Annotated in this window: 25 protein-coding genes and 1 riboswitch; of the genes, 4 read left to right on the top strand and 21 right to left on the bottom strand. The window is 60.6% G+C overall.

Features of this window, described 5'->3' with window-relative positions; translation table 11 throughout:
• The 7 genes from modB to moaA all read right to left on the bottom strand — a co-directional run bounded on the left by modB (position 1) and on the right by moaA (position 4,177).
• A complete protein-coding gene (gene modB / locus QUE41_RS20425) occupies positions 1–687 on the bottom strand; it encodes a molybdate ABC transporter permease subunit (protein ID WP_286340791.1) in 687 nt (228 codons plus the stop codon).
• Complete coding sequence (modA, locus tag QUE41_RS20420; RefSeq protein ID WP_286340790.1) at positions 671–1,414, bottom strand: molybdate ABC transporter substrate-binding protein; 744 nt, start codon at positions 1,412–1,414, stop codon at positions 671–673. Before modA ends, modB begins: the two co-directional genes overlap by 17 nt.
• Before the next feature lie 2 nt (positions 1,415–1,416).
• Positions 1,417–1,869: a molybdopterin synthase catalytic subunit MoaE gene (gene moaE, locus QUE41_RS20415; RefSeq protein ID WP_286340789.1), complete on the bottom strand. Its 453-nt coding sequence runs from the start codon at positions 1,867–1,869 to the stop codon at positions 1,417–1,419.
• A 2-nt stretch (positions 1,870–1,871) separates the two neighbouring features.
• Complete coding sequence (gene moaD, locus QUE41_RS20410) at positions 1,872–2,120, bottom strand: molybdopterin synthase sulfur carrier subunit (protein ID WP_286340788.1); 249 nt, start codon at positions 2,118–2,120, stop codon at positions 1,872–1,874.
• A 1-nt stretch (position 2,121) separates the two neighbouring features.
• On the bottom strand, positions 2,122–2,607 hold the full coding sequence (gene moaC, locus QUE41_RS20405; RefSeq protein ID WP_286340787.1) for a cyclic pyranopterin monophosphate synthase MoaC: 486 nt from the start codon (positions 2,605–2,607) through the stop codon (positions 2,122–2,124).
• Positions 2,604–3,131: a molybdenum cofactor biosynthesis protein B gene (gene moaB / locus QUE41_RS20400; protein WP_028107927.1), complete on the bottom strand. Its 528-nt coding sequence runs from the start codon at positions 3,129–3,131 to the stop codon at positions 2,604–2,606. Before moaB ends, moaC begins: the two co-directional genes overlap by 4 nt.
• Before the next feature lie 65 nt (positions 3,132–3,196).
• Positions 3,197–4,177 carry a GTP 3',8-cyclase MoaA gene (gene moaA / locus QUE41_RS20395; RefSeq protein WP_286340786.1) on the bottom strand — a complete coding sequence of 327 codons (981 nt, stop codon included), beginning with the start codon at positions 4,175–4,177 and terminating at the stop codon, positions 3,197–3,199.
• Positions 4,166–4,299: riboswitch (molybdenum cofactor riboswitch) on the bottom strand. It overlaps the preceding gene by 12 nt.
• Positions 4,300–4,509: 210 nt before the next feature.
• On the opposite strand from moaA, the gene QUE41_RS20390 reads away from it, so the two are divergent.
• Positions 4,510–6,141 (top strand): electron transfer flavoprotein-ubiquinone oxidoreductase, encoded by a 1,632-nt coding sequence (locus tag QUE41_RS20390; RefSeq protein ID WP_286340785.1) that lies wholly within the window; start codon positions 4,510–4,512, stop codon positions 6,139–6,141.
• A 51-nt stretch (positions 6,142–6,192) separates the two neighbouring features.
• On the opposite strand, the gene QUE41_RS20385 is transcribed toward QUE41_RS20390, so the two are convergent.
• From QUE41_RS20385 to QUE41_RS20375, 3 genes are all read right to left on the bottom strand, one after another.
• Positions 6,193–7,245 (bottom strand): GGDEF domain-containing protein, encoded by a 1,053-nt coding sequence (locus tag QUE41_RS20385; protein WP_286340784.1) that lies wholly within the window; start codon positions 7,243–7,245, stop codon positions 6,193–6,195.
• 4 nt (positions 7,246–7,249) lie between these two features.
• A complete protein-coding gene (locus QUE41_RS20380; RefSeq protein WP_286340783.1) occupies positions 7,250–8,095 on the bottom strand; it encodes a PfkB family carbohydrate kinase in 846 nt (281 codons plus the stop codon).
• A gap of 137 nt (positions 8,096–8,232) precedes the next feature.
• Positions 8,233–9,567, bottom strand: a complete 1,335-nt coding sequence (locus QUE41_RS20375) for a coproporphyrinogen III oxidase family protein (RefSeq protein ID WP_286340782.1) — start codon at positions 9,565–9,567, stop codon at positions 8,233–8,235.
• Between the two features lie 315 nt (positions 9,568–9,882).
• Between QUE41_RS20375 and QUE41_RS20370 the strand changes: the two genes are divergently transcribed.
• Entirely contained in the window at positions 9,883–10,428 is a 546-nt protein-coding gene (locus QUE41_RS20370; RefSeq protein ID WP_286340781.1) for a winged helix-turn-helix domain-containing protein, read from the top strand.
• 68 nt (positions 10,429–10,496) lie between these two features.
• Here the strand turns inward: QUE41_RS20370 and QUE41_RS20365 are convergent, their stop codons facing one another.
• Genes QUE41_RS20365 through QUE41_RS20350 form a run of 4 tightly spaced genes read right to left on the bottom strand, consistent with a single transcriptional unit; the run spans position 10,497 to position 15,197 of the window.
• Positions 10,497–11,477 carry a formate dehydrogenase subunit gamma gene (locus QUE41_RS20365; RefSeq protein ID WP_286340780.1) on the bottom strand — a complete coding sequence of 327 codons (981 nt, stop codon included), beginning with the start codon at positions 11,475–11,477 and terminating at the stop codon, positions 10,497–10,499.
• Positions 11,478–11,521: 44 nt separating this feature from the next.
• Positions 11,522–12,097, bottom strand: coding sequence for a formate dehydrogenase FDH3 subunit beta (fdh3B, locus tag QUE41_RS20360; protein ID WP_286340779.1), 576 nt, complete (start codon positions 12,095–12,097; stop codon positions 11,522–11,524).
• Between the two features lie 25 nt (positions 12,098–12,122).
• Positions 12,123–14,987 (bottom strand): formate dehydrogenase subunit alpha, encoded by a 2,865-nt coding sequence (locus tag QUE41_RS20355; RefSeq protein ID WP_286340778.1) that lies wholly within the window; start codon positions 14,985–14,987, stop codon positions 12,123–12,125.
• A gap of 18 nt (positions 14,988–15,005) precedes the next feature.
• Complete coding sequence (locus tag QUE41_RS20350; RefSeq protein ID WP_028107918.1) at positions 15,006–15,197, bottom strand: twin-arginine translocation signal domain-containing protein; 192 nt, start codon at positions 15,195–15,197, stop codon at positions 15,006–15,008.
• An 812-nt stretch (positions 15,198–16,009) separates the two neighbouring features.
• Here QUE41_RS20350 and QUE41_RS20345 point away from each other — a divergent pair.
• Entirely contained in the window at positions 16,010–16,312 is a 303-nt protein-coding gene (locus QUE41_RS20345) for a DUF1496 domain-containing protein (RefSeq protein WP_286340777.1), read from the top strand.
• 20 nt (positions 16,313–16,332) lie between these two features.
• On the opposite strand, the gene xerC is transcribed toward QUE41_RS20345, so the two are convergent.
• Genes xerC through lptM form a run of 5 tightly spaced genes read right to left on the bottom strand, consistent with a single transcriptional unit; the run spans position 16,333 to position 20,138 of the window.
• Positions 16,333–17,220, bottom strand: a complete 888-nt coding sequence (gene xerC, locus QUE41_RS20340) for a tyrosine recombinase XerC (protein WP_286340776.1) — start codon at positions 17,218–17,220, stop codon at positions 16,333–16,335.
• Complete coding sequence (locus QUE41_RS20335) at positions 17,213–17,875, bottom strand: DUF484 family protein (RefSeq protein WP_286340775.1); 663 nt, start codon at positions 17,873–17,875, stop codon at positions 17,213–17,215. The genes xerC and QUE41_RS20335 overlap by 8 nt, the downstream gene beginning before the upstream one ends.
• Positions 17,872–18,699 carry a diaminopimelate epimerase gene (gene dapF, locus QUE41_RS20330; RefSeq protein WP_286340774.1) on the bottom strand — a complete coding sequence of 276 codons (828 nt, stop codon included), beginning with the start codon at positions 18,697–18,699 and terminating at the stop codon, positions 17,872–17,874. The genes QUE41_RS20335 and dapF overlap by 4 nt, the downstream gene beginning before the upstream one ends.
• A 35-nt stretch (positions 18,700–18,734) precedes the next feature.
• Entirely contained in the window at positions 18,735–19,979 is a 1,245-nt protein-coding gene (gene lysA / locus QUE41_RS20325) for a diaminopimelate decarboxylase (protein WP_286340773.1), read from the bottom strand.
• A 9-nt stretch (positions 19,980–19,988) separates the two neighbouring features.
• Positions 19,989–20,138 carry an LPS translocon maturation chaperone LptM gene (gene lptM / locus QUE41_RS20320; RefSeq protein ID WP_286340772.1) on the bottom strand — a complete coding sequence of 50 codons (150 nt, stop codon included), beginning with the start codon at positions 20,136–20,138 and terminating at the stop codon, positions 19,989–19,991.
• 80 nt (positions 20,139–20,218) lie between these two features.
• Between lptM and cyaY the strand changes: the two genes are divergently transcribed.
• Complete coding sequence (gene cyaY, locus QUE41_RS20315) at positions 20,219–20,536, top strand: iron donor protein CyaY (protein ID WP_286340771.1); 318 nt, start codon at positions 20,219–20,221, stop codon at positions 20,534–20,536.
• Here the strand turns inward: cyaY and QUE41_RS20310 are convergent.
• Positions 20,533–21,174: a flavin reductase family protein gene (locus QUE41_RS20310; protein WP_286340770.1), complete on the bottom strand. Its 642-nt coding sequence runs from the start codon at positions 21,172–21,174 to the stop codon at positions 20,533–20,535. The two genes, cyaY and QUE41_RS20310, sit on opposite strands and share 4 nt — an antisense overlap.
• A 55-nt stretch (positions 21,175–21,229) precedes the next feature.
• A complete protein-coding gene (locus QUE41_RS20305; protein WP_286340769.1) occupies positions 21,230–23,575 on the bottom strand; it encodes a class I adenylate cyclase in 2,346 nt (781 codons plus the stop codon).
• Between the last annotated feature and the right edge of the window lie 84 nt (positions 23,576–23,659).

Here is a 23,659-nt window from a genome sequence, read left to right as displayed (position 1 = left end):
TTACCAGTACCCCCAACGGCGTTCATTCTGTTGCAGGAAGCCATAGATAAACACCAGCAGGGCCATGGACAGGGCCAGCAGGCCGCCTGCCAGCATATGGGCCTGGTCGTAGGCCAGCGCCTCTACGTGTTCAAACAGGGCGATGGAGATCACCTGGGTCTCCCCAGGAATGTTGCCGCCAATCATCAGCACCACCCCGAATTCGCCCAGGGTGTGGGCAAAACCCAGCATGGCGGCCAGCAGGAAGCTGCGCTTGGTCATGGGAAAGACCACGTAATGAAACCGTTTCCAGCGTCCCATTCCCAGGGTGGCGGCGGCTTCCAGCTCGCCGGTTCCCATGGTGACGAATCCCGATTGAAGTGGCTGAACCACGAAGGGCAGGGAGTAGATCATCGAGCCGATCACCAAACCGGCGAAGGAGAACGCCAGGGAGTGGCCAAACAACCCCTCGAACATGGAGCCCATGGCGTATTGGGGGGAGAAGGCCAGCAACAGGTAGAAGCCCAGCACAGTCGGGGGCAGCACCAAAGGCAGGGCCACCACCGCCTCCACCATGGGGCGCAGCCGGGAACGGCTGTGGGCCAGCCACCAGGCCAGGGGCGGGCACACCAGGATCAGGCAGAGGGTGGTGATCGCCGCCAGTTTAAAGGTGACCCACAGGGCCTCGAGATCAGCGCTTGGCAACATGGGCGCTCACCTGATAGCCGGCCTCGGTCAGCAGTTGTTGCTGTTGATTGAGGTAATCCAGCAACTGTTGAGCCAGCTGCGGATTTTTGGTGCGCTTGAGCACCACGGCCTGCTGCTCCAGGGGCGCATAGTAGTGCTCGGGCACCACCCAGTAACGGCTGGCATCCACACCGGCACTGCGCAGTTGCGACAGGGCCACCAAGCCAGCCTGGACATTGCCGCTGTCCACGTACTGATAGGCCTGCAATATGTTGCTGCCAGTCACCAGTTTGCCCTTGAACTGCTTCACCAGGTCCAGGCGGCTGAGCACTTGTTGCGCCGCGGCGCCATAGGGCGCCAGCCTGGGGTTGGCGATGGCCAGTTTCCTGTGCCACTGAGTCAGACTCTGCTCGCTGGGCTCGCCCTGACGTTGCCAGTAGGCCAGCTGACCGATGGCGTAGGTGACCCGGCTGCCGGGCAGGATCTTCTGCTCCTTCTCCAGCAGCAGAGGGCGGTGGCTGTCGGCGGCCAGAAACAGGTCGAAGGGGGCGCCGTGTTGGATCTGGGTATAGAGGGCGCCGGTGGCGCCGGAGGAGATGCGGATCCTGTGGCCGGTTTCCGCCTCGAAGCGTTCCGTTACCTGGGCCAGTGTATGGGCGAAGTTGGCGGCCACCGCCACCTTGAGCTCATCGGCTGCAACCTGAAAGGTCGCAACCATCATCAGGGCAACCGCCAAGATTCGCGTCATCGTTACTGCTCCTCGCGCCACATCTCAGCGGCCTGCTGATCGGAGTCCTTGGCGTCCACCCAATGGGCTTTGGCTTCGGTGACCTCCTTCTTCCAGAAGGGGGCCCGGGTTTTCAGGAAGTCGATCAGGTACTCGCTGGCGGCAAACGCCGCCTTGCGGTGGGCACTGGAGACGCCGATAAAGACGATCTGGTCGGTGAGTTCCAGGGGGCCGACTCTGTGGATGATGGTCACCTGATCCAGGGGCCAGCGCTCGCGGGCCTCCTGTTCAATCTGGGTCAGCACCGCTTCCGTCATACCCGGGTAGTGTTCCAGCACCATGCGGGTGACGCCCTGGTTGTCACCAAAGTCGCGCACCTTACCGACGAAGGTGACCACGGCGCCGCAGGCCGGGTTGTCCGCCAGTTTGGCGTACTCTTCGCCTACGTTGAAATCTTCGGTCTGTACCCGATTCATCACTAGCCTCCGGTTACCGGTGGGAAGAAGGCCACTTCATCGCCATCTTCGAGCTCTACCTGCCACTGGCTCAGGGTCTGATTGACCGCCACCAGCAGGTTGTCGGATCCCAGAGCCTGCTGCCACTTGTCGCCCTGGGCCGCCAGGAAGGTACGCAGACTGTTGGTGGTCATGGCGTGCTGATACTCCAGCTCAATCTCGTCGACGCCAATCACTTCGCGAACCTGCGCGAAAAACAGAACCTTAATCATCTTATTCCTCATCAATCTTAAAGTGACCGGACTTGCCGCCGCGCTTCTCAAGCAGCTTGACCCCGTCGATGATCATATCTTTCTGTACCGCTTTGCACATGTCGTAGATGGTCAGGGCCGCCACGGAGGCCGCGGTCAGGGCTTCCATCTCGACGCCGGTCTGGCCGGCCAGTTTGCACAGACTGCGGATGCGCACCAGATCGTTTTCCGGCTCCGGCAGGATGTCCAGCTCCACCTTGGTCAGCATCAGAGGGTGACACAGGGGAATCAGGTTGGAGGTCTGCTTGGCGGCCATGATGCCGGCCACCCGGGCTGTGGCGAACACGTCACCCTTGTGGTGACGGCCCTCGACGATCATCGCCAGGGTCTCCGGCGCCATGCGCACCACGGCTTCCGCCCGGGCTTCGCGTTCGGTGACGCTCTTCTCGGTCACGTCCACCATGTGGGCTTCGCCCTTGGGATTGATGTGGGTAAACTCGCTCATCACTCAGCCTCAACGGGTTTCAGGTGGGTGACGAAGTTGCAGGGCTTGTGGGTGCTGTCCAGCTGCTCAACCAGGATCTTGTTCCAGCCGGTGCGGCAGGCGCCGGTGGAGCCGGGCAGGCAGAAGATGGCGGTTCGGTTGGCCATGCCACCGATGGCGCGGGATTGCACTGTGCTGGTGCCCAGTTCGGTGAAGGTGATGTGGCGGAACAGTTCGCCGAAGCCTTCGATCTGCTTGTCAAACAGGGGAGAGACCGCTTCCGGGGTGGAGTCACGCTCGGTGAAGCCGGTGCCACCGGTGGTGATGATCACCTGGACGTTGTCGGAAGCGATCCACTCGGAGAGGACGGCACGAATGTGGTACTTGTCATCCTTGATGATGCGGCGGTCTGCCAGCTTGTGGCCTGCGGCCAGCAGGGAGTCCTCCAGGAATTGCCCGGACTTGTCAGTGTCGAAGCTGCGGGTGTCGGACAGGGTCAGAACCGCGATATTCAGGGGTACGAAATTGGCTTGTGAAAGGTGTCCCATAATGGTGTCTCTCGCTTAATTATCAGGGTCTTGGCCCTTGAGCATCAATCCTTGGTGTGTTCGGGTCAACCGCCAATGGAGGCCAGGTGCTGGGTTACCCCGGTCAGGCCTTGATGCAGTTGATGGGTTGCCCCCTTGAGCCTGAGTTGCTCATGGAGACGGGCAATGAGTTCGGGCTGGTGATCGTCGTGGCCCAGGAGATCCCTCAGTTCGATGCCGCACTCGGTGAACAGACACAGGTGCAGTTTACCGATGGAGGAGACCCGCAGTCGGTTGCAGGTGGCACAGAAATCCTTGGCGTAGGGCATGATCAGGCCGATGCGACCGGCGTAATCCGGGTGGCTGAAGTTGAGGGCAGGGCCATCGTCCGGGCCCCGGGGATCTTCGCTCCAGCCCTGGGACAGCAGTTGCTGCTTGATCACCTGGCCGGAGATGTGGTGTTTCTGGAAATACTCCTGACCCAGTCCGGTTTCCATCAGCTCGATGAAGCGGATGTCCACCCGGCGGTGACGGATATATTCGAGGAACTGGGGCAATTGCTGGGCGTTGAGGTCCTTGAGCAGCACCACGTTGATCTTCACCCGGCGATAGCCCGCTTCGAGGGCGGCTTCGATGCCATCGAGCACCAGCTGCTGGCGGCCGTCGCCGGTGATCTGGCGGAACAGGCCTTCGTCCATGCTGTCCAGTGATACGTTGATCTGGCTGAGGCCGAGATCGAACCAGCGCTGGGCATTGGCGGCCAGTCGGTAGCCGTTGGTGGTGGTGGCCACGGTATCGACCCCTGGGGTGTTGGCCGCCACCTCGATGACCTCGCTGAAGTCCTTACGCATAGTGGGTTCGCCGCCTGTGATGCGGATCTTGCGGGTACCCACCTGGGCAAAGGCGGTGACGACCCGGCGGATCTCATCCAGGGTCAGGAAGCGGGGTTTTCCGTCGGGACGGTAGCCGTCAGGCAGGCAGTACTGACACTTGAAGTTACAAGCGTCGGTAATGGACAGACGTAGATAGTGAAATTCCCGCCCAAAGCGGTCGTGTAGCTGTGTCATGTGTCACCTTTCCAAACACGGGAGGTAGCTCGATTTCTCGCAGCTACCCTGGTGGCAGATTTGCCACGGCCTGGGAACCATATGGTCACTTAGGTCGTCCAGGCTCGGTCACAATTTTTTGTAAGTGTAATCCAAGCTTCCCTTATTCAACAATGTGGCCGGATCACATTTCGGTGTTCAATTCGAATTGATTTTCCCCTTTTCGTTCCCTTTTTCGTCAACTGGTAGGATTTGCTGTTGGCGGTTTTTCAGTCAAACAATCGTTTAATTTGCCGTCTTTTGCAGTAAGCTAGGCGGGTTAGGGAGATAGATAACGACAAAGGACTAACAGGATGGAACGCGAATCAATGGAATTTGACGTGGTCGTTGTTGGCGCCGGACCCTCCGGGCTGGCCAGCGCGATCCGCCTTAAGCAGCTCAATGCCGACCTGGCCGTATGCGTGGTGGAGAAGGGGGCCGAAGTGGGTGCCCACATCCTCTCCGGTGCGGTGTTTGAACCCAGGGCCCTTGAGGAGCTGCTGCCCGGCTGGCGCGATCAGGGGGCGCCAGTAACCACAGAAGTCACCGGGGACGACATCTACCTGCTCAAAGCGGACTCTGCCCGGCAGTTGCCGGACTCTCTGGTCCCCAAGACCATGCACAACCATGGCAACTACATCATCAGTGTGGGCAACCTGTGCCGCTGGCTGGCGGAGCAGGCGGAAGCCCTTGGGGTGGAGATCTACCCGGGGTTTGCCGCCGCCGAACTGCTGGAGGAAGGGGGTGTCGTCAAGGGGATACTCACCGGAGACATGGGCGTCGGTGCCGACGGTGAGCCCAAGGACAGCTACATGCCGGGCATGGAGCTGCGCGCCAAATACACCCTGCTCAGTGAAGGCTGCCGAGGTCACCTGGGCAAGCAGGTCATCGACCGCTACCAACTGGATGCCGGGGTGGATCCCCAGCACTATGGCATCGGCTTCAAGGAGATCTGGCGGGTTCCTGCCGAGCAGCACCAGCCGGGTAAGGTGGTGCACACAGCCGGCTGGCCTCTGGATGGGGAGGGCAGCGGCGGCGGTTACCTCTATCATGCGGACAACAACGAAGTTTGGGTTGGATTGATCATCGATCTCAACTACACCAACCCCAACCTGTCGCCCTTCGAAGAGTTCCAGCGCTACAAGACCCACCCGGTGATCGCCCAGTATCTGCAGGGGGGAGAGCGCACCAGTTACGGCGCCCGGGCCATCACCAAGGGGGGGCTCAATGCCCTGCCCAAACAACACTTCCCCGGTGGCCTGCTGCTGGGCTGCGATGCCGGCACCCTGAACTTTTCCAAGATCAAGGGGACCCACACTGCCATGAAATCCGGCATGTTGGCGGCGGAAACCGTGGCCGAGGCTCTGGCAGCAGGGGACGCTGGCGGTGCCGATCTCGCCGCCTATGCTGACAAGTTCCAGGCCTCCTGGCTCTATGAGGAGCTGCATGCGTCCCGTAACTTCGGTCCGGCCCTGCACAAGTACGGCTCCCTGATGGGCGGTGCGTTCAACTATCTGGATCAGAACTGGTTCGGCGGTAAACTGCCGCTGACTCTGCATGACACCAAGGTGGATCACCAGGGGATGGAGCGGGCGGATCAGGCCAAGGCGATCGACTACCCCAAGCCGGATGGCAAGCTCAGTTTCGACCGCCTGAGTTCGGTGTATCTGTCCAACACCTTCCACGAGGAGGATCAGCCCTGTCACCTCAAGCTGACCGACGCAGAGATCCCGATTCAGGTGAATCTCAGCCAGTTCGATGAGCCGGCCCAGCGTTACTGCCCCGCCGGTGTGTATGAAGTGGTGGAGGAGGAGGGGCAGAAGCGCTTCGTCATCAACGGCCAGAACTGCATCCACTGTAAGACCTGTGACATCAAGGACCCCAGCCAGAACATCACCTGGGTGGTGCCGGAAGGGGGCTCAGGACCCAACTACCCCAACATGTAGTCCCGTCTGCTCCCTGGAGAGACCGAGGCCCGCTAAAGCGGGCCTTTTTTGTCAGGCCAGTACGTAACGGTTGCGCCCCTGGGTCTTGGCCTGCTTCAGGGCGGCCCTGGCTTCCTGCAGCAGGGAGCGGTCGTCCTGGCCCGGTTTCCACTGGGCCACGCCGGCACTCAGGGTCAGCCTGGAACTGATGGGGGAGTGGTCATGGGGCAGGTCGGCCTCGATCAGCTCTTTGCGGACCTGCTGCAGCAGACGCTTGCCGCCGGTTTTGTCGGTGGCGGGCAGCAGGATGGCAAACTCGCCGCCGCGGTAGCGGGCAATGACGTCGGTCTGGCGCCGGCTGCAATGGAGCATCAGCTTGGCCAGGGAGACCAGGGTCTCGTCACCGGCCTCGTCGCCGTAATGACGGTTGAAGGCGGTGAAGAAGTCGATGTCCAGCATCACCAGGGTAAGGGGGTTGTGGGTGCGTCGATTTTCCGCCACCAGCTCTTTGAGCCTCTGCTCCAGCAGGCTTCGATTGGCGATGCCGGTCAACTGATCCACCCTGCTGTTGCGATCCAACTGGTGCTGAAGCTGAGCGCAGCGGTGCTGCTGTTTGCGATTCTCTTCGAAGCCGCGGTTCAGGACCGTCAGTATGGCGAAGCTGAGCAGCAGCCCGGCGCCCAGAAGGATCATTCCCTGGGCCAGGTTGGTGGTGTTCAGTTGTCCCAGGGCCGGCACCAGGGCAAGCGGCAGGGGCAGATGCAGTGTCCAGAAGGCGAGCCGGCTCGGGTACAGAGTCACGCTGGCCGCCAACAGCAGCAGCAGCACGGTGGCCATCAGCAGCGGGGGGGACAGGCTGCCGCTGGAGAGGGTCAGCCACAGGTGCAGGGTGACCAGAGCGCCTGCTGCCAGGGTATAGAGGGGGAACAGTTTTGCCAGCGGACGCTGGGGCAGATGCGGCTGCAGGGCCCAGAGCAGCCCTATGCCCAAGGGGGCAATCCAGATCGGGTCGTGACCGGCGGAGGTCAGAAGCTGCACCGCTCCTTGTGCCAAGCCGATGAAGAGCAGCGCCAGCAGCAACCTGCGGTGGCCCTGGAACAACACTTGTCTGGGTTGGTGTGCCATAGGCTCATCCTTGAGAGCGTTTTAGGTAACTCCTTAATTTCTCAGAGGGAATTGAGCTGGCGCTCTGCAGGGCAAAGCTGGCCCATCGGGCACCCTGCTCCATCGCCTTGGTCAGCTCCTGGCCGCGCAGCAGGCCGTCCATCAAGCCTGCTGCATAGCTGTCACCAGCTCCTGTGGTGTCCACCACCTGGGTGGGATAGGCCGCCACTGAGAAACAACCATCCTGAGTATAGGCGATGGCGCCGTGTTCGCCCTGGGTGACAATAAAAGCCTCCAGAGAGGGGCCGGCGATCTCCCGGCCAAAGATCCAGGGATCGCTGACCTGATGGGGGGCGAGGTCGTCCACCGAGGTGATCAGATAATGGCTGGGACGACGGCTGAGATCCTTGGGCAACTGGGCGAACACCAGACCCTGAGCCAGGGCCTGTTGCATCAGTTGCGGCAGGCCTTCCGCGGTGAGATTGACATAGAGGGCGTCCATCGGGCCGCTCAGCTGTGGAGGCAGCAACAGTCTGGGCCGGTTGGGACGCAGTATGGTGCGCTCTCCGTTGGGCTCCATCAGCAGTTGCAGGGGTTGGGTGGGGCCCGGGTGGCGGTGGACCTGGTCACACACCAGCCCCAGTCCTTTGGCCTGATCCAGTAGCCACTCACCCAGCGCATCTTCCCCCACCTGGCTGAGCAGAGTGACCCTGTGTCCGGCCCAGGCCAGGGCGGTGCCGGTGTTGGCGGCACCGCCGCCGATGCGTCGGCCCAGGTCTTCATAATGGATGCGGGCGCCGGTACTTAGGGGGCGACTCAGGCGAAGGATCTGGTCGCAGTTGAGGTTGGCAATGATGGATATTTGGGCCATGACGGTGTGGCTTCGGGTTTGTGTCAGTGAGATTACTATACCAATGCCCGTTGACCACTGCACCGAATTGGTGCCGACAATCGTGGTAAAGATATAAAAAAAGGGGCGGAAATCCGCCCCTTTCTATTGCTGTGCCGTTACATATCCCTGGCGCTCAGGGGGCGGCGCAGCTCGGCCCGGACATTGTCCATGCCGGCGTAGAAATTCTTCATCATCAGTACGCCCATCATCAGACCGTTGGGGGTGGCCTGCAGCTTATCGGGATCCTGGGGATCCTCAATCAGGCCGCCGGTCATCTTCATAAAGGCCATCTCCTTGGTCAGGCCGCCCCACAGGCTCTTGCCAAAATTGTCCTTGAAGTAGGACTTGGACAGGCGTCCGCCAAACAGGTTGAGCAGGAAGCGGTACTGCATCACCGCCTTGGGGTTGTAGTACTTGGAGGACTCCACACCCATGCGGCCTGCTTCGATCTTCTCCTGGTACTTGCGCAGGGAGAAGCTGTTTACGTACAGGGTGTCGTGGAGGAAGCTGAAGCTGCCGGAGCCCACACCCAGATAATCGTCGTAGTTGACCACGTATTCATCGAAGCTCTGGTCGGCGCGCTTGCCGAAGGACCAGGCGGTCATCTGATCGTAGTGACCGTTCAGGGAGTTGAGGATCAGTTCGTAATCCCGGGCAATATCCTGAGTCGGGTTGGCCAGATTGCCCTTGGCGCTCTTGCGGGTCTGGTGGGTCACCATCAGCGGGTAGGTGGTGATCTGGGTGGGCCCCAGGCGCACCAGGGTGTCCATATCCTTTTGCAGGACCTCCTGAGTCTGGCCGGCAAAGCCAAAGATCATGTCGACGCTGAGAATGGGGAAGTTCTCCTTCGCCCGGGCCAGCTTCTCGTAGATCACCTCGGGTTCGCCAAACTTCTCCAGACGGTCGGTGCGGGCCAGGATATCCCGGTCAAAACTCTGGACGCCGACGGAGAGCCTGTCCACCAGGCCATGCAGCTGGGTGAACTCCATGGAGGTCAGGTGCAGAGGGTCGGATTCGCAGGAGACCTGTTTGATGGAGGGGAACAGGGTGCGGGCGTGCTCAATGGTTTTCGCCAGCTCATCCACCAGCACCGTAGTGGTGCCGCCACCAATGTAGAGTTCCTCGAAGTCGTACCCTAGGGCCTTGGCCATCTCCATCTCTTTGCGCAGAGACTTGAAGTAGGCGCGGGCTTTGTCCTCTTTGAACAGGAAACGGTGGAAGGTGCAGAAACTGCACAGAGTGTGACAGAAGGGTACATGGGCATAGAGCATGTACTTTTTGCCGGGCTGTGGCCCAGGCATGGTGTCACACGCCTGGGTGTCCAGGCAGAGGTGGCGCTCAGTGTAGTACTCCATCACCCGCTCCAGGCTGTTGAGCATCCAGCTGGGTGTGGTGATCTTGGCCGTCTCACGGATGGCGGCGTTGTTTAGGGCGCGTTCTGCAAGAGACATGTGTGCTTCCCGGACTGCGTTTGGATGAGGCCACAGTGTAGAAGAGGGCCAAATCCCCGTCTGTGAGCAAAGACTGAAACTTTGTACACCTAATAGGCTAAAAGTGCAGAACTGTGATCTATTCCACTTCACTTTGCTCCCCAAGCTGTGATGGTGGCCACACTCGGGGATCGAAATTTGTACGCTTTCCACTAGGGGCAGAGTATTACGCTGATGTAAGCCAGGTCCTACAGAGTTTTCATCCGGTTCAAGGTCACCATTAGCTAGGCTTATGGGAGGATCACTGACGTTTCGCGGAGGCCATGGATGGCACAGATGCAATGGATTATTGGGGAATTTCTGTATCTTAGCTCTGGCAGAAGGCTCCGTGGCCCCAGTGGTCGCTGGCAGCAGCTCAGTCCCAAGGCGGCTCAGGTATTGGAGGTGTTTCTGGCCCATCCGGGGGAACTGCTCAGTTACTCCGCCCTGATGAAGCTGGCCTGGGGCGGGCGGGTGGTTACCGAGTGTGCCGTTCGCCGGGCGGTGACTGAGATCCGCAAGGGGTTTGGTGACGACTTCCGGGCACCCAGGTATCTGGAAACCCGGCAGAGTCAGGGGTACCGCTGGCTGAAGGCGCCCCTGTCGGCCCAAATCGAGGGTGGCCAGGCCCCCAGGGAGAGCGTCTTGCTGCCCGGCATCGCCGGCCTCACCTTTGCGGCGCTGCTGCTCTGGGCCTGGCAGGGAGAGATGGAGGAATCTGTGCTGGCACCGGCCAGTGAGCCCAGGGAGTGGCCGAGATTCGCCGAGACCGGCGGTGCCACCTGGCCTCCGGCGGTGTGTCAGCCGACGGCCAGAGTCACTCAGCCACCCTTGCGTTATTAGTGGCCCGCTCAGAACCTAAAAAAACCCGGCGCAGTGCCGGGTTTTTTGGGGTAGAGGTTATTGCGGCCTCAGGACTTGTATTGCAGGGTGCCGTCAGCCTTGATCTCGTCGTACCAAACATTGTGGTGCTGCTTGGCCCAGTTCTCATCACAGTAACCGGACACCATGCACTCCATACCCCCCTCGGACATCACCGTCGCCATGAAGATGTGGACGATGGAGAAGGCGCAGAGGATGATGGCGGAGGCGCCGTGGGCGATGATCGCCAGCAGGCTCAGGGTGCGGCTGGGCTCCACATATTGGGGGAACAGCAGCACGATGCCGGACAGGGAGATCACCAGACCGAAGGCGGCGAAGGTCCAGAACCACAGCTTCTCACCGGCGTTGGCGAAGCCAGCATCCGGGTGCTTGCCCTTGAAGGGACCGAAGTTGATGTAGCCGCCCACCACCAGGAACCAGTCCAGGTCGTACTTGGCGGGGATCTGGTTCTTGGCCCACAGCAGGGTCATCAGCAGCCAGCCCGCCATAAAGGGGAAGGCCATCACGTCATGCACCGGCTTGACCAGCGCCATCATGGAGGCGAAGGCGCCCTGGCCCAGTACCGGCTCCACGAAGAAGCGGCCTGCCAGCAGCATCAGCCCGGTGAGGATCAGCAGCAGGCAGGGAATCGCACCCAGCCAGTGGATCGCCACATCACGCTTGGACCAGCGAAACACCATCTTGCCGGAATAACCGTGGTGCAGCTTGGAGATGCCGTTGACCATGATGAACAGGATGAACACGCCGATCATGCCAAACAGTGCCAGCATCAGGCCCGGGGCCAGGATGTCACTGCGCAGGGGCAGGATGCGCGGGTCATAGCTGTTGATCGGCTGGCCGTGGAACTCACTCTGGGAGGTGGTGTAGCCGGTGGCACCTTCCTTCATGGCCTGCCACACCACTTCCGACTGGCTGGCAGCCTGAGCGGTGGATTCCGCCGCCTCTGCCAGGGCCAGGCCGGGCAGCAGCAGGGCAACCATCACCAGCAGCGTCTTGAACATATGCTTCATATGAATGCTCCAAAGGAGCGGGGAGTGACCTCCCCGCTTCGAGGTTACTTGTTCCAGACGCCGCGTTTCATGCCACGCTGGGCAACGCGCTCGCGGTAGATGTCAGACACCATCTGGGCATCGCCGGCCAGCAGTGCCTTGGTGGAGCACAGCTCGGCACACATGGGCAGTTTGCCTTCCGCCAGACGGTTGGCGCCGTAGAGCTCACGCTCCTTGGCACTGCCCGCTTCGGTCTCGGGACCGCCGGCACAGAAGGTGCACTTGTCCATCTTGCCCTTGGAGCCGAATACCGCCTTCTTGGGGAACTGGGGGGCGCCGAAGGGGCAGGCGTACAGGCAGTAACCACAGCCGATGCAACGCTCTTTGTCGTGCAGCACGATGCCATCGTCGGTCTTGGTGAATACGTTCACCGGACAGACCGCCATGCAGGGGGCGTCGGCACAGTGCATGCAGGCCACGGACAGGGAGGCTTCGTTGCGCTCACCGTCGTTGATGGTCACCACGCGGCGGCGGGTGACACCCCACTCCAGGGCACTGTCGTTCTCGTTCTTACAGGCGGTGACACAGCCGTTGCACTCGATGCAGCGCTGGGTGTCACACATAAATTTCATAGTTGCCATGTTGGCTTATCTCCTACCTTGAACCTTACGCTTTCTCGATCTGACACAGGGAGGACTTGGTCTCCTGCATCTGGGTGATCGGGTCATAGCCATAGGTCAGAGCGGTGTTGGCGGACTCGCCAACGATGTAGGGCTTGGTGCCCTCTGGGTAGACCAGCTCTTCGTTGTGCATAACACCGGCGAAGTGGTAAGGCATCCAGGTCACGCCCTGCTTCACCCGTGGGGTCACCAGTGCTTTCACCTTGATGCGGGCGCCTTCGGCACCTTCCACCCAGACATCGTCCCAGTTCTGCAGACCACGGTCGGCAGCGTCGGCAGGGTTGATCTCGATGAACATCTCCTGCTGCAGCTCGGCCAGCCACGGGTTGGAACGGGACTCTTCACCGCCACCTTCATACTCCACCAGTCGGCCGGAGGTCATCACCAGCGGGTAACGCTTATCCAGGTTATCGCTGATCACCTTGTCCTGAATGGACTTGTACAGGGTGGGCAGACGATGCACTTGCATGTCGTTGTAGGTGGGGTACTGAGCGATCAGGTCCCGGCGAGGGGTATACAGAGGCTCACGGTGTACCGGCATAGGATCAGGGAAGGTCCACACCTTACAGCGGGCCTTGGCGTTACCGAAGGGGATGCAGCCGTGCTTCATCGCCACCCGGTGGATACCGCCGGACAGATCGGTCTTCCAGTTACGACCTTCTGCTTCTGCTTTCTCTTCGGCGGTCAGCTCATCCCACCAACCCAGTTGCTTGAGCATCTTGTCGGTGAACTCGGGGTAACCGTCGCCCAGGTCACAGCCCAGGGAGGCGGAGCCTTCGGCCAGCAGGTTTTCACCCTCGTAGGAGACACCGAAACGGGCACGGAAGTTACCGCCGCCCTGCAACACGTGCTTGGAGGTGTCGTACAGGATGTGAGTACCAGGGTGCTTCTGCTCAGGGGTACCCCAGCAAGGCCATGGCAGGCCATAGGTTTCACCCTTGGCTGGGCCACCCAGGGCTTGCAGGTTCTCGTGGGAGAAGGTGCCCCAGTTGTTGGTGTGCTCCTTGATGCGCTCGGGAGACTGGCCGGACATACCGATGGTCAGCATGCCGCGGTTGATCTCGCGGGTCACGTCCTCGATCACCGGCATGTCGTTCTTCACCTGCATGCGCTTGGTGAACTGCTCGGCGAAGCCCAGCTTCTTGGCCAGACGGTACATGATCTCCAGGTCAGGCTTGGACTCAAACAGGGGCTCAACCACCTGCTGACGCCACTGAACGGAGCGGCCGGAGTTGGACAGGGAGCCTTCGGTCTCAAACTGAGAGCAGGCGGGCAGCAGGTAGACGCCATCCTTGCGGCGGTGCATCACACCGGCCATGGTTGGGTAGGGGTCGACCACAACCACGGTGTCCATCTTGTCCAGGGCATCACGCACTTCGCGGCCACGGGTTTCGGTGTTGACGGACTGGCCCCAGAAGAAGGCCATACGGATGTTGTCTTTCTGGCCCAGCTTGTTCTTGTCTTCCAGAACGCCGTCGTGCCAGCGGGAGCAGGGCATGCCAGGGGTGGTCATGGGCACCTTGCCCAGGTATTCGCCCTGGTCGAAGCGGCCTTTCACCCAGTCAAACTCCAGATCCCACACGTGGCTCCAGTGCTTCCAGGCACCGGTGGACAGGCCATAGTAGCCGGGCAGGGTGTCGAACAGCAGACCCAGGTCGGTGGCGCCCTGTACGTTGTCGTGGCCGCGGAAGATGTTGGTACCGCCGCCGGACTGACCCATGTTGCCCAGGGCCAGCTGCAGCAGGCAGTAGGCACGGGTGTTGGCGTTACCCACGGTGTGCTGGGTACCACCCATACACCAGACCACGGAACCGGGACGGTTTTCCGCCATCAGCTTGGCGGCCTGGTACACCAGATCACCGTCGATGCCACAGACGCGAGCCACCTCTTCCAGGGGCCACTTGGCGGCTTCCTTACGGATGTCTTCCATGCCCCAGACGCGCTGGTCGATGAAGGTCTGATCCTGCCAGCCGTTGTCGAAGATGACGTTCAGCATGCCGTAGATGAAGGGGATGTCGGTACCGGGGCGGATGCCAACGTGCAGATCAGAATGTGCAGCCGTACGGGAGAAACGTGGGTCAACAACGATGATTTTGGCGTTGTTGCGTTCTTTGGCGGTGAGGATGTGCTGCATGGAAACCGGGTGGGCTTCCGCAGGGTTGGCACCGATAAAGAAGATGGCGTTCGCGTGACGGATGTCATTGAAGGAGTTGGTCATCGCACCGTAGCCCCAGGTGTTGGCAACACCGGCTACTGTGGTGGAGTGACAGATACGGGCGGAGTGGTCAACGTTGTTGGTGCCCCACATGGCCGCAAATTTGCGGTACATGTAACAGCCTTCGTTGGAGAACTTGGCGCTGCCCATAAAGTAGATGGAGTCCGGACCGGATTCGGCGCGGATCTTCAGCATCTGGCTGCCCACCTCTTCGATGGCCTGCTCCCAGGAGAGCTTCTTCCACTTGCCGCCTTCCAGCTTCATGGGGTATTTCACCCGCAGCTTGGAGTGACCGTGCTCGCGCAGTGCGGCACCCTTGGCGCAGTGACCGCCGCGGTTGAAGGGATGATCGAAGGCGGGCTCCTGGCCGGTCCAGACACCGTTCTGAACTTCGGCGTAGACACCACAGCCCACAGCACAGGCGGAGCAGATGGTGCGCTTCACTTCGATGGGGGCGCTGGGATCAACGTGATGGTCGGAGGCGTTGGCCTTGCGGATCATGCCGGTGCCCAGCATGGAGGCGGCGGCGATACCACCGGTGGTGACACCGGCGTTCTTCAGGAACTGACGGCGGTCGAGGCCCAGCCCTTTGTTGGCGTCTGCCTTAACCTTGGCAGAGGTGCGGGTAAGTTGCATCAGAGAAACTCTCCTGGATTACTGGCCGCGCAGGCTGGCGTAGTAGCGGCGGATATGATCGGTTTCCTGGTAGCCTTGAACAGCTTCCTGGGGGCGACCGGTCTCTGCCTTGGAGGGGGCAGCAACGGTGGCGAGGCCGGCGGCGGCCGGAGCCATGGCCAGGGCCTTCAGCAGACCGCGTCGGGTCGACTTGGCGTGATCTTGTGTCATCGTCTTCTCTCGAATCTGGTGTGACAAAAGGGCGTAGTGCCTTTTTTAAACAGTTGTTTGTAGGGCGAGTTAAGGCCATCTAAATGGCTGGCCGGATTGTCCATGGAGAACCGGGGGAAAAACGTGAACTGAAACGGGTTTCCTCGGAGGGGGAGAGAGAAATCGAACGGTTATTTGACCTGAATCGTCTTGTTAAGCCTGCTTTAACACTGGATTCACGGATTTGTGACTGAAAAATGATACAAAATGGTGTTTTCCCTAATGCTTTGTTGAGCTTTGTCACTGAAAAACCCCTTAATAACTGCGTGTTGGGACAGAATGTCCCTTGGATCGAATGTTTAGTGATCAGCCTGTTTTTCTACGTCAGCCTGGCAGATTCTCGGTCGTAACAGGGTTGTTAAATTTGGTTTTTACCGCTTTTGCATCACTTTTGAGCTTTGAGTCGCGAAAATTTAGGTGCTATAAGCAAAAACAGTGACAGGGGCCGGAATGCTTCAAAAAGTGTGACGGTTTTCAACTAATGGGTCTTTCGTTGATCTCGATCAATGGGGTTTCTCCCAGATTCGCTACTCTGCTCACGCTGAATTTTTGTTCCCGAACATGATTCTTTTTGTGAACCCAGTGGAGTGCGACATGCGACAGGCTCGCTTACCTCATCTTTATGTGCTGATCTTCGGCGTGCTGTTGGCGCTGACCCCTTTCGTGATCAATGCCTTTATGATGATCTCCGGCAATCTGGTCTGATTCCCTCTTGATTCCCGGTCCCGGTTCGATAGTCTGAGGAGCAAGGAAGCCTCCCTGGAGCCAGGATAATGTCTTTGAAATCCCCCGCAGTTTTTCTCCCTTTGATCCTTATTGCCACCCCTGCTTCTGCCAAGGTGGACCCGGTCGTCATTGCCCAGCCTCAGCAACTGCAGTCGGTGTGCTGGTTTGAGGGGCGCGAGTATTCCCAGGGCGCCCGCATCGAGATGGTGGGTAAGATGGTGCTCTGTGGTCCCAAGGATCCCTTTATGCCGGACGGCCCCCTGGTGTGGTTGTCACTGGATGAGCAGGGAGATCCCATCTACCCCGAGCCGCCCAGGCCCGACAACAAGATCACCATCAATAAGGGCTAGATGCCCAGGCTGGTGGCCGGTCAGCGCTTCTTGGCCCTGGGGTGAGCCTGATCATAGACCTCGGCCAGGTGCTGAAAGTCCAAGTGGGTATAGACCTGGGTCGTGCTGAGGTTGGCGTGGCCGAGCAGCTCCTGCACTGCTCTCAAGTCGCCGGATGACTCCAGCATATGGGTGGCGAAGGCGTGTCGCAGCTTGTGAGGGTGAACCCTGGCACCGACGGTTTGCTCCATCCCCCATTTAGACAGCCTTGCCTGGACCGAGCGGTGACTGATGCGTCTGCCCCGGCTGGAAAGGAACAGCGCCTGATCCTCAGGGTCTGTGGGTTGGGGCCGAACGCTCAGCCACAGCTGCAGGCTGGCGACGGCGGTGCTGGTCACTGGCAACAGGCGGGTTTTGACTCCCTTACCCGTCACCCGCACCTGCTTCTCCTTCAGATCCAGATCCCCCAGGTCCAGGGAGACCAGCTCGGCCAGCCGCAGGCCGCTGGAGTAGAGCAGCTCCATCATCGCCCGGTCACGGACAACCAGGGGATCCTGACCGTCCAGACTCAGCAGCTGGTCCATCTGGTCCACGTCCAGGTTCTTGGGCAGGGGCTTGCCCTGCTTGGGGGCGGAGAGGTGCTTGGCGGGATTGTGGTCCATTTCGCCGCACAGCACCATAAACTCTCCCAGCTGTCGCAGGGCCGACAGGGTCAGGGCCAGGGAGCGCGGCGACAGTCCCTGACGATGCAGCTTGGCCAGCAGAGCCTGCAATTGATCCAGGCTGACCTGATGCCATTGTGCCATGCCCAACTCCTGAAGCAGGGGCTGGCAGCGATTGAGTTCTCGCAGGTAGTTGCGGCAGGTGTGGGGAGAGTACTGGCGCTCGCTGCGCAGGTAGCGCTCGAAGCGGGCGACGGTGTCAGCCATGGCGCAGCTGGGGGATCTTATAGGCCAGCAACTGACGGATCTGGTCCAGCATCATGGTGTCCATATCCGGGGAGAAGTGACTGGGATCGTTGGAGGCGATGGCCAGCAGGGCCACCGGGGTGCCACGGTCACCGATGCACACCAGGGCCACAGAACCGTTGTCCTGGGCCACCAGAGGGTTTTGTTCCTGAGCGGGCAGCCGACCCAGATAGTAGCCGTGCTCATTGAGGCGTCGGCGCAGGATCAGGTTCAGCTCGGGCTGATCGAACTGACCCGTGCTGTCGGTGACCGCCAGGCGCACCTTGGCAAAGCGGAAGCGGCTCTTGAAACTGTCCACCAGAACCCGATTGATCTCCTCCAGGCTCTCGGTCTCCAGCAAATCGAAAAACAGCTGATTGTAGAAGCGGTAGATGTCTTCGTTGCGGGAGGCCACCGACAGCAGGGAGGTGATCTCCTCCTCCAGCTGGCAGACCCGGGATCTCAGATTCTGTTGCTGATGCTCAATCAGGGAGACGGTGCCTCGCTCGGTATGGGGGATGCGCAGGCTGAGCAGCAGTTCGGGATGGCGGATGAAGAAGTCCGAGTTCTCCAACAGGTACTCTTTGACCATGTCGGCGCTCAAGGCTTTCAGGCTGTCACTGTAATCGTGCTTCATAATCCAATTTGACCATCGTAGACGTGTACGGCTGGCCCGGTCATCTCCACTGCCTTACCCTGGCCTGGCCATTCAATGTGTAAGGTACCACCTGGAAGGTCTACGCGCACCCTCTCTGCCAACACTCCCTGATGCTGGCCGATGACGGCGGCGGCACAGGCGCCGGTGCCACAGGCCAGGGTTTCGCCGACGCCACGTTCATACACCCTCAGGCGGATGTGGCGTTCGGACAGGACTTGCATAAAGCCCACATTGACCCCCTTGGCGAAGCGCTCGTGGGTGCTGAGGCTGCGGCCAATCCCTTCGACGTCGGCGCTGTCCAGATCATCCACCTTGAGGACACAGTGGGGATTGCCCATGGAGACCGCGCCACAGAGGTGGACGCCATCGTCGGTCTGCAGCAGATAGGTCTTCTCCACCTTGTTGGCCCTGAAGGGCAGTGAGCCGGGCTCGAAGTTGGGGGTGCCCATGTTGACCGTGACCTGATTCTCCTGACCCAGGCGCAGGGCCAGGGAGCCCGCCTTGGTGCTGACCCCGATCTGATCCTTGTTGGTCAGTCCCTTCATCCGCACAAAGCGGGCGAAACAGCGGGCGCCGTTGCCGCAGTTTTCCACTTCACTGCCGTCGGCATTGAAGATGCGATAGTGGAAGTCCTGCTCGGGATCATAGGGCGGCTCCACCAGCAGCAGCTGATCGAAACCCACGCCAAAATGCCTGTCTCCCAGACGGCGGATCTGTTCCGGCGAGAGATAGAGGTTCTGGGTGACCGCATCGATCACCATGAAGTCGTTGCCCAACCCCTGCATTTTGGAGAAGTGAATCAAGAGGCTACCCCTGTTGAATCTGAATTTTGACTAGTTTACGGCAGCAGATGCTCACCTTGCCACAACTGATTCAGGGTTTCTCGTTCCCGAATCAGGTGAGTCTGGTCAGCATCGGCCATCACCTCGGCGATGCGGGGCCTGCTGTTGTAGTTGGAGGCCATGGTAAATCCGTAGGCCCCGGCGCTGCGCACCGCCAGCAGATCCCCTTGTTCCACCGTCAGCTGGCGCTCCTTACCCAGGAAGTCGCCGGTTTCACACACCGGGCCCACTACGTCGTAGTGGCGCGGCTCGCCGTCTCTGGGGGTGACCGGGATGATCTTCTGCCAGGCACTGTAGAGGCTGGGGCGCAGCAGGTCGTTCATGGCCGCATCCACCACGGCAAAGTCCCGCTCCTCACCCTGTTTCAGATACTCGATTCGGGTCACCAGGATGCCGGCGTTGGCCATGATGGCCCGGCCGGGCTCGAAGATCAGGGTCAACTGGCGCCCCTTCAGGCACTGCAGCAGCGCCTGGGCATACTGGTCAGGGTGAGGGGGCGTTTCGTCATCATAGGTGACGCCCAGACCACCGCCCACATCCAGGTGTTCCAGCTGAATCCCCTCCTGCTCCAGCTGTTCAATCAACCCCAGCAAGCGCTCCAGTGCGGCCAGGAAGGGGGGCAGGCTGGTGAGCTGTGAGCCGATGTGGCAATCCAGCCCCTTGATCTCCACATGGGAGAGGCTGGCGGCACGGCGATAGCTCTCCAGGGCCCGAGCCATGGGGATACCGAACTTATTCTCTTTCAGGCCGGTAGAGATATAGGGGTGGGTGTTGGCGTCCACATCCGGGTTGATCCTCAGGGAGATGGGGGCGATAACACCCAGCTCCCGGGCCACCATGTTAAGGCGCTCCAGCTCCGCTTCCGATTCGACGTTGAAACAGTGGATCCCCACCGACAGCGCCTGGCGCATCTCGTCGGCGGATTTGCCCACCCCGGAAAACACCACCTTGGCGGGATCGCCACCGGCTTCCAGTACCCGGGCCAGTTCACCGCCGGAGACGATGTCGAAGCCGCTGCCGAGGCGGGCCAGCAGGTTGAGTACCGCCAGGTTGGAGTTGGCCTTGACCGCATAGCAGATCAGGTGAGGGTGGTCTCCCACGGCACCATCGAAGGCATGCCAGTGCCGCTCCAGGGTGGCCCGAGAGTAAAGATAGAAGGGAGTGCCGATGCGTTCGGCCAGTTCGGCGACCGAGACGGCTTCAGCCATCAGGGTTCCCTGTTGATAACTGAAGTGGTCCATGGGCGGCCCTTACTGTTCCTGAGTTGTCTGTGGTGGCTGCTGTTGAGCATCGGCCTGAGGCGGGTTGACCTGCTCCTGCTGGGGCAGTTCAAGGGGGCCTTTCTGGCCGCAGGCACAGAGCAGCATTCCCAGTATCAGGGCGGTGGAGAGTCGAGACATGGAAAACAAATGACCTTGTTGAGTTAGCCCTCTATAATCGCATCCCATGTGCCAAATGCAACTGAATAGAGAACCAGATTATGGCTATGGACCAAAGTCGCTTCCACCAGCTGGCTGACGAGATACTGGAACAGATTGTCGAGAGCATCGACGACTCAGAGTTGGAGCTGGATTATGAGCAGTCCGGCAATGTGCTTGATCTCGAGTGCATCGACGGCAGCCACATCGTCCTGAACAAACAGGAAGCGATGTCCCAGCTGTGGCTGGCCACCAAGTTCGGCGGCTACCGCTTCGATTTTCGTGAAGGAGACTGGATAGAGGAGCGTGGTGGCCAGGAGCTGCTGACCTTCCTCAGCGACTCTGTGGCCAAGCAGGGCGGCGAACAGATCCGCTTCTAATTGTCCAGCGAGAGCGGGGGCTGGCCCGGTTTCGCGTAGGCCAGCCGCCCGAGGCTCTCCCCCCTGTGGTAGTGGTCCAGCCCGCTGACCGCCACCGTATCCAGGTGCTCCAGATGCAGGTGGCCATCCTCTGCCAGGGCCGCCTGGTCCAGCCAGACCTCGACGATTCGCGCTGAGACCATCAGGGTGTCGTTCTCTTCGAGGTGCCTTACCCGAACCAGTTCCATCCCCATGCTCAGTCGGCTCTCCGCCACATAGGGCGCAATCAGCCGTTCTCCAAATCTTGGGGTCAGCCCCACGGCGTCAAACTCCGATTCCTCCCTGGGGTAGCGGGCGGAGCTCTGGTGGGCCTGACGGTGAATGCTCTGGTGAACCTGATTGATGGTGAAGCAGCCAGTGGCCTCAATGTTCTCCAGGCTGTGCCGGGGGGCTGAGTGGGGGCGCATGATCAGCCCCATCAGCGGTGGATCCGCGCCCAGATGAAACACCGAGCTGACGATGGCCAGGTTGGTCAGCCCTTGAGAATTGATGCTGCCGATGAGGTTGGCGCTCTTATAGCCGGACAGGCTGTTGACGAAGTGGGCCCGATAGCGCTGGGCCATCCTCTCCATGGCGGTTTCGTCAATTCGTGAAAGCATGGCGGTCCTCCGCTGCAGGGAATACCCCTCAGTACGGCGCCGGTCGCCCCAGGGATCACTCCTGGTTGTGGACCAACTCAGACTCCGCCAGGGGCAGTACCGTCAGCTCTCCCTGACAGCGTTTCAGCCGATAGAACTGCGGCAGGTTGAAGCTGCCCCCGCCGAAACGGCCCTCCCGCTTGAACACGTAGAGCTCACTGATGCTGTCGATGAGGGCGCTGAGCTGGCCCACGGAGTGGAAGAAGCGCTGCAGCACATTGTTCTCATCCAGCAGGTAGACATCCAGTCCCTGCTCCCGCTCGCGGACGAAGTACTGGCGCATTCCCTTGCGGGCATGCTGGCGGAGAATCTCCGGTGCACTGGCATAGGGGTCCTCCCCCAGATCCGGCTGGGGCAGGGTCTGAAGTTCGCCATCCACCAGAGGCCCCGGCAATTTGGGCAGCTCGTCGGCGGGACGCCAGTGCATGCCATGGCTGGAGAACAGCAGTCCAAATCGCTCCTCCCCCAGGGTCAGGGGCAACACCTGCAGGGCTTCGGCCCGGCTCTGCTGACGCAAACGGCAGCACTGGTGAACCAGGAAGCTGAGCCTGTCCTCCAACTGGGCGTTGGCGCGCTGGCCCACTGAGATCACCTGGATCTCGGGCAGATGCTCATTGGTGATGCCGGTCAGCAGTTGCTCCAGCATCTGCAGCAGCCCCCGCTCCCCCTCAAACTGGTGATAGTGCAGTTCGCCCCAACTGTTGCGGGTGATCAGCTCCAACGATCCGGCCAGGGAGCGTCGGGGTCGGCCGGTGGAGAGCACCCGGTTGCCCCGCAGGTCCAGCATCAGTTCAGAGCCGTGCCAGCGACTGCTGGGGTCCTGTTCCAGGTTGACCACCAGGGTGACCTCATCCAGATGCCAGGGTTGTTGCAGGGCATCCAGATCCGCCCGTTCCGGGCGATGCAGGGCCGGGGTGAGCCGACGTGCCAGCCGGGTCAGGGTCTTGTCGACACTGCCCTCCCCGAGGTGGAAGCGGTGCACCCTGGTGTACTCCTCAACCAGCCCATTGGCGGCGGCCCAGGCGATGCAGGCCAGCCGGCTTCTATGATGAAACAGAGGGCTTTCACCAAACAGCTGGCGCTTGTCCGCAGGCTGGCGGTACAGGTACCAGGTGCCCCCCTGAGCATCGTCAGAATCCACCTGCAGCAGGGTCAGGTCCTGCTCCGCCAGGGAGTGGCTCCACAGCGGGTTAAGGCGAATCAATTTGTCCGGTTCTGACTCGAACTGGGTGTAGAGCTTGCGGGTGAGAATGCCCATGTCCTGAATCTGCAGCTGTCGTGGCAGGCGCTGGCGACTGGCAAACGCGGTCAGTCGCTGATAACTGGTGAGCATCAGCTGTTGCAACTGATGGTTGAACCAGCGCACCTGACCCGCATGCCAATGCTCGGCCTGATTCAGTGATTCGATCAGCAGCGGGGTCCACTGCCAGTCCCGGGTGAGCTCGTCCATCAATTCGCCGCGCCACTGGCTGCTGAATCTGGGGTCGTGACACTTGAGGTAGAAGCAGCGCTGAGCCAGGGACAACCGGCTGGTTTCCTGCTGGCGCTTGAGGAACCCTTCGATTCGCTCGTACAGCATCAGGTAGGGATCCGCCTGCTGCGGGGATTGTCCCGCTTTCAGTCGATACCAGAGCTGATCCCTGAGAATGCGCTGATCCGGGTAGTCGGCCACATAGGCTTCCAGCAACAGTACCTTAAGGGCGGATTTATGGGGGCGGGAGATCCCCTTGAACAGCTGCCACAGGGCGGCACCGAAGAACTCGGCCGCCGGCAGATGCTGGATCTCACCCAGGGTGAGCAGGCCCGGATCGTCCTGCGGCGCTCCGGGCCACCAGGCGATGGGTAGCCCCGCCAGGCGGACCTGGGTGCGGTAGAACTCCTCCAGCAACAGCCAGTGCTGGGCACTGCCGCTGTGCTCCTTGTCCAGACAACGCTGACAGGGGATACCAAACTGGCAGGGGTTGATGACAAACAGGTGGGTCTCCAGCCCCTGCTCCGTGGCCCAGTGGCTCAGCCAGTCCGCCTTGCGCTGCAGGGCGGCCACCTCCTCCTTGGGCATGGTGCTCTCATGAATCAGCCACAGGTCCACGTCGGAGCTTCGGGTTTGCCCCAGACTGCCGCAACTGCCCATGGCATAGAGCCCGAGCAGAGGCCCGGGCTGGTCGGAGGGAAGGGTATCCATGGGCGGGGTGACGAAGCCCTCTGCCGCTTCAGGACACCCCTCGGGACCGCTGTCTTGCAGTGCCTGAACCAGCTTGTCCAGCACCTGTCGCTGAGGCAGGGGCAGCCATCCGAGAAACTGGCTCAGTCTGGACTGGTTAAGGGCATTGCTCAGGGCAAGATCGGAGTCGTAGGAGTTCAAGCGGTGCTCACAGAAAGTCACAAAACTGTGATCATGATAACACTTTGTGGGCTCGGAGGAGAAACCGTGAAAAGGATCAATTTT

This window comes from Ferrimonas sp. YFM (assembly GCF_030296015.1).
Lineage (GTDB): Bacteria > Pseudomonadota > Gammaproteobacteria > Enterobacterales > Shewanellaceae > Ferrimonas.
The sequence above is the reverse complement of the archived record's forward strand: the minus strand, read 5'-3'. Positions and strand labels throughout refer to the sequence as shown.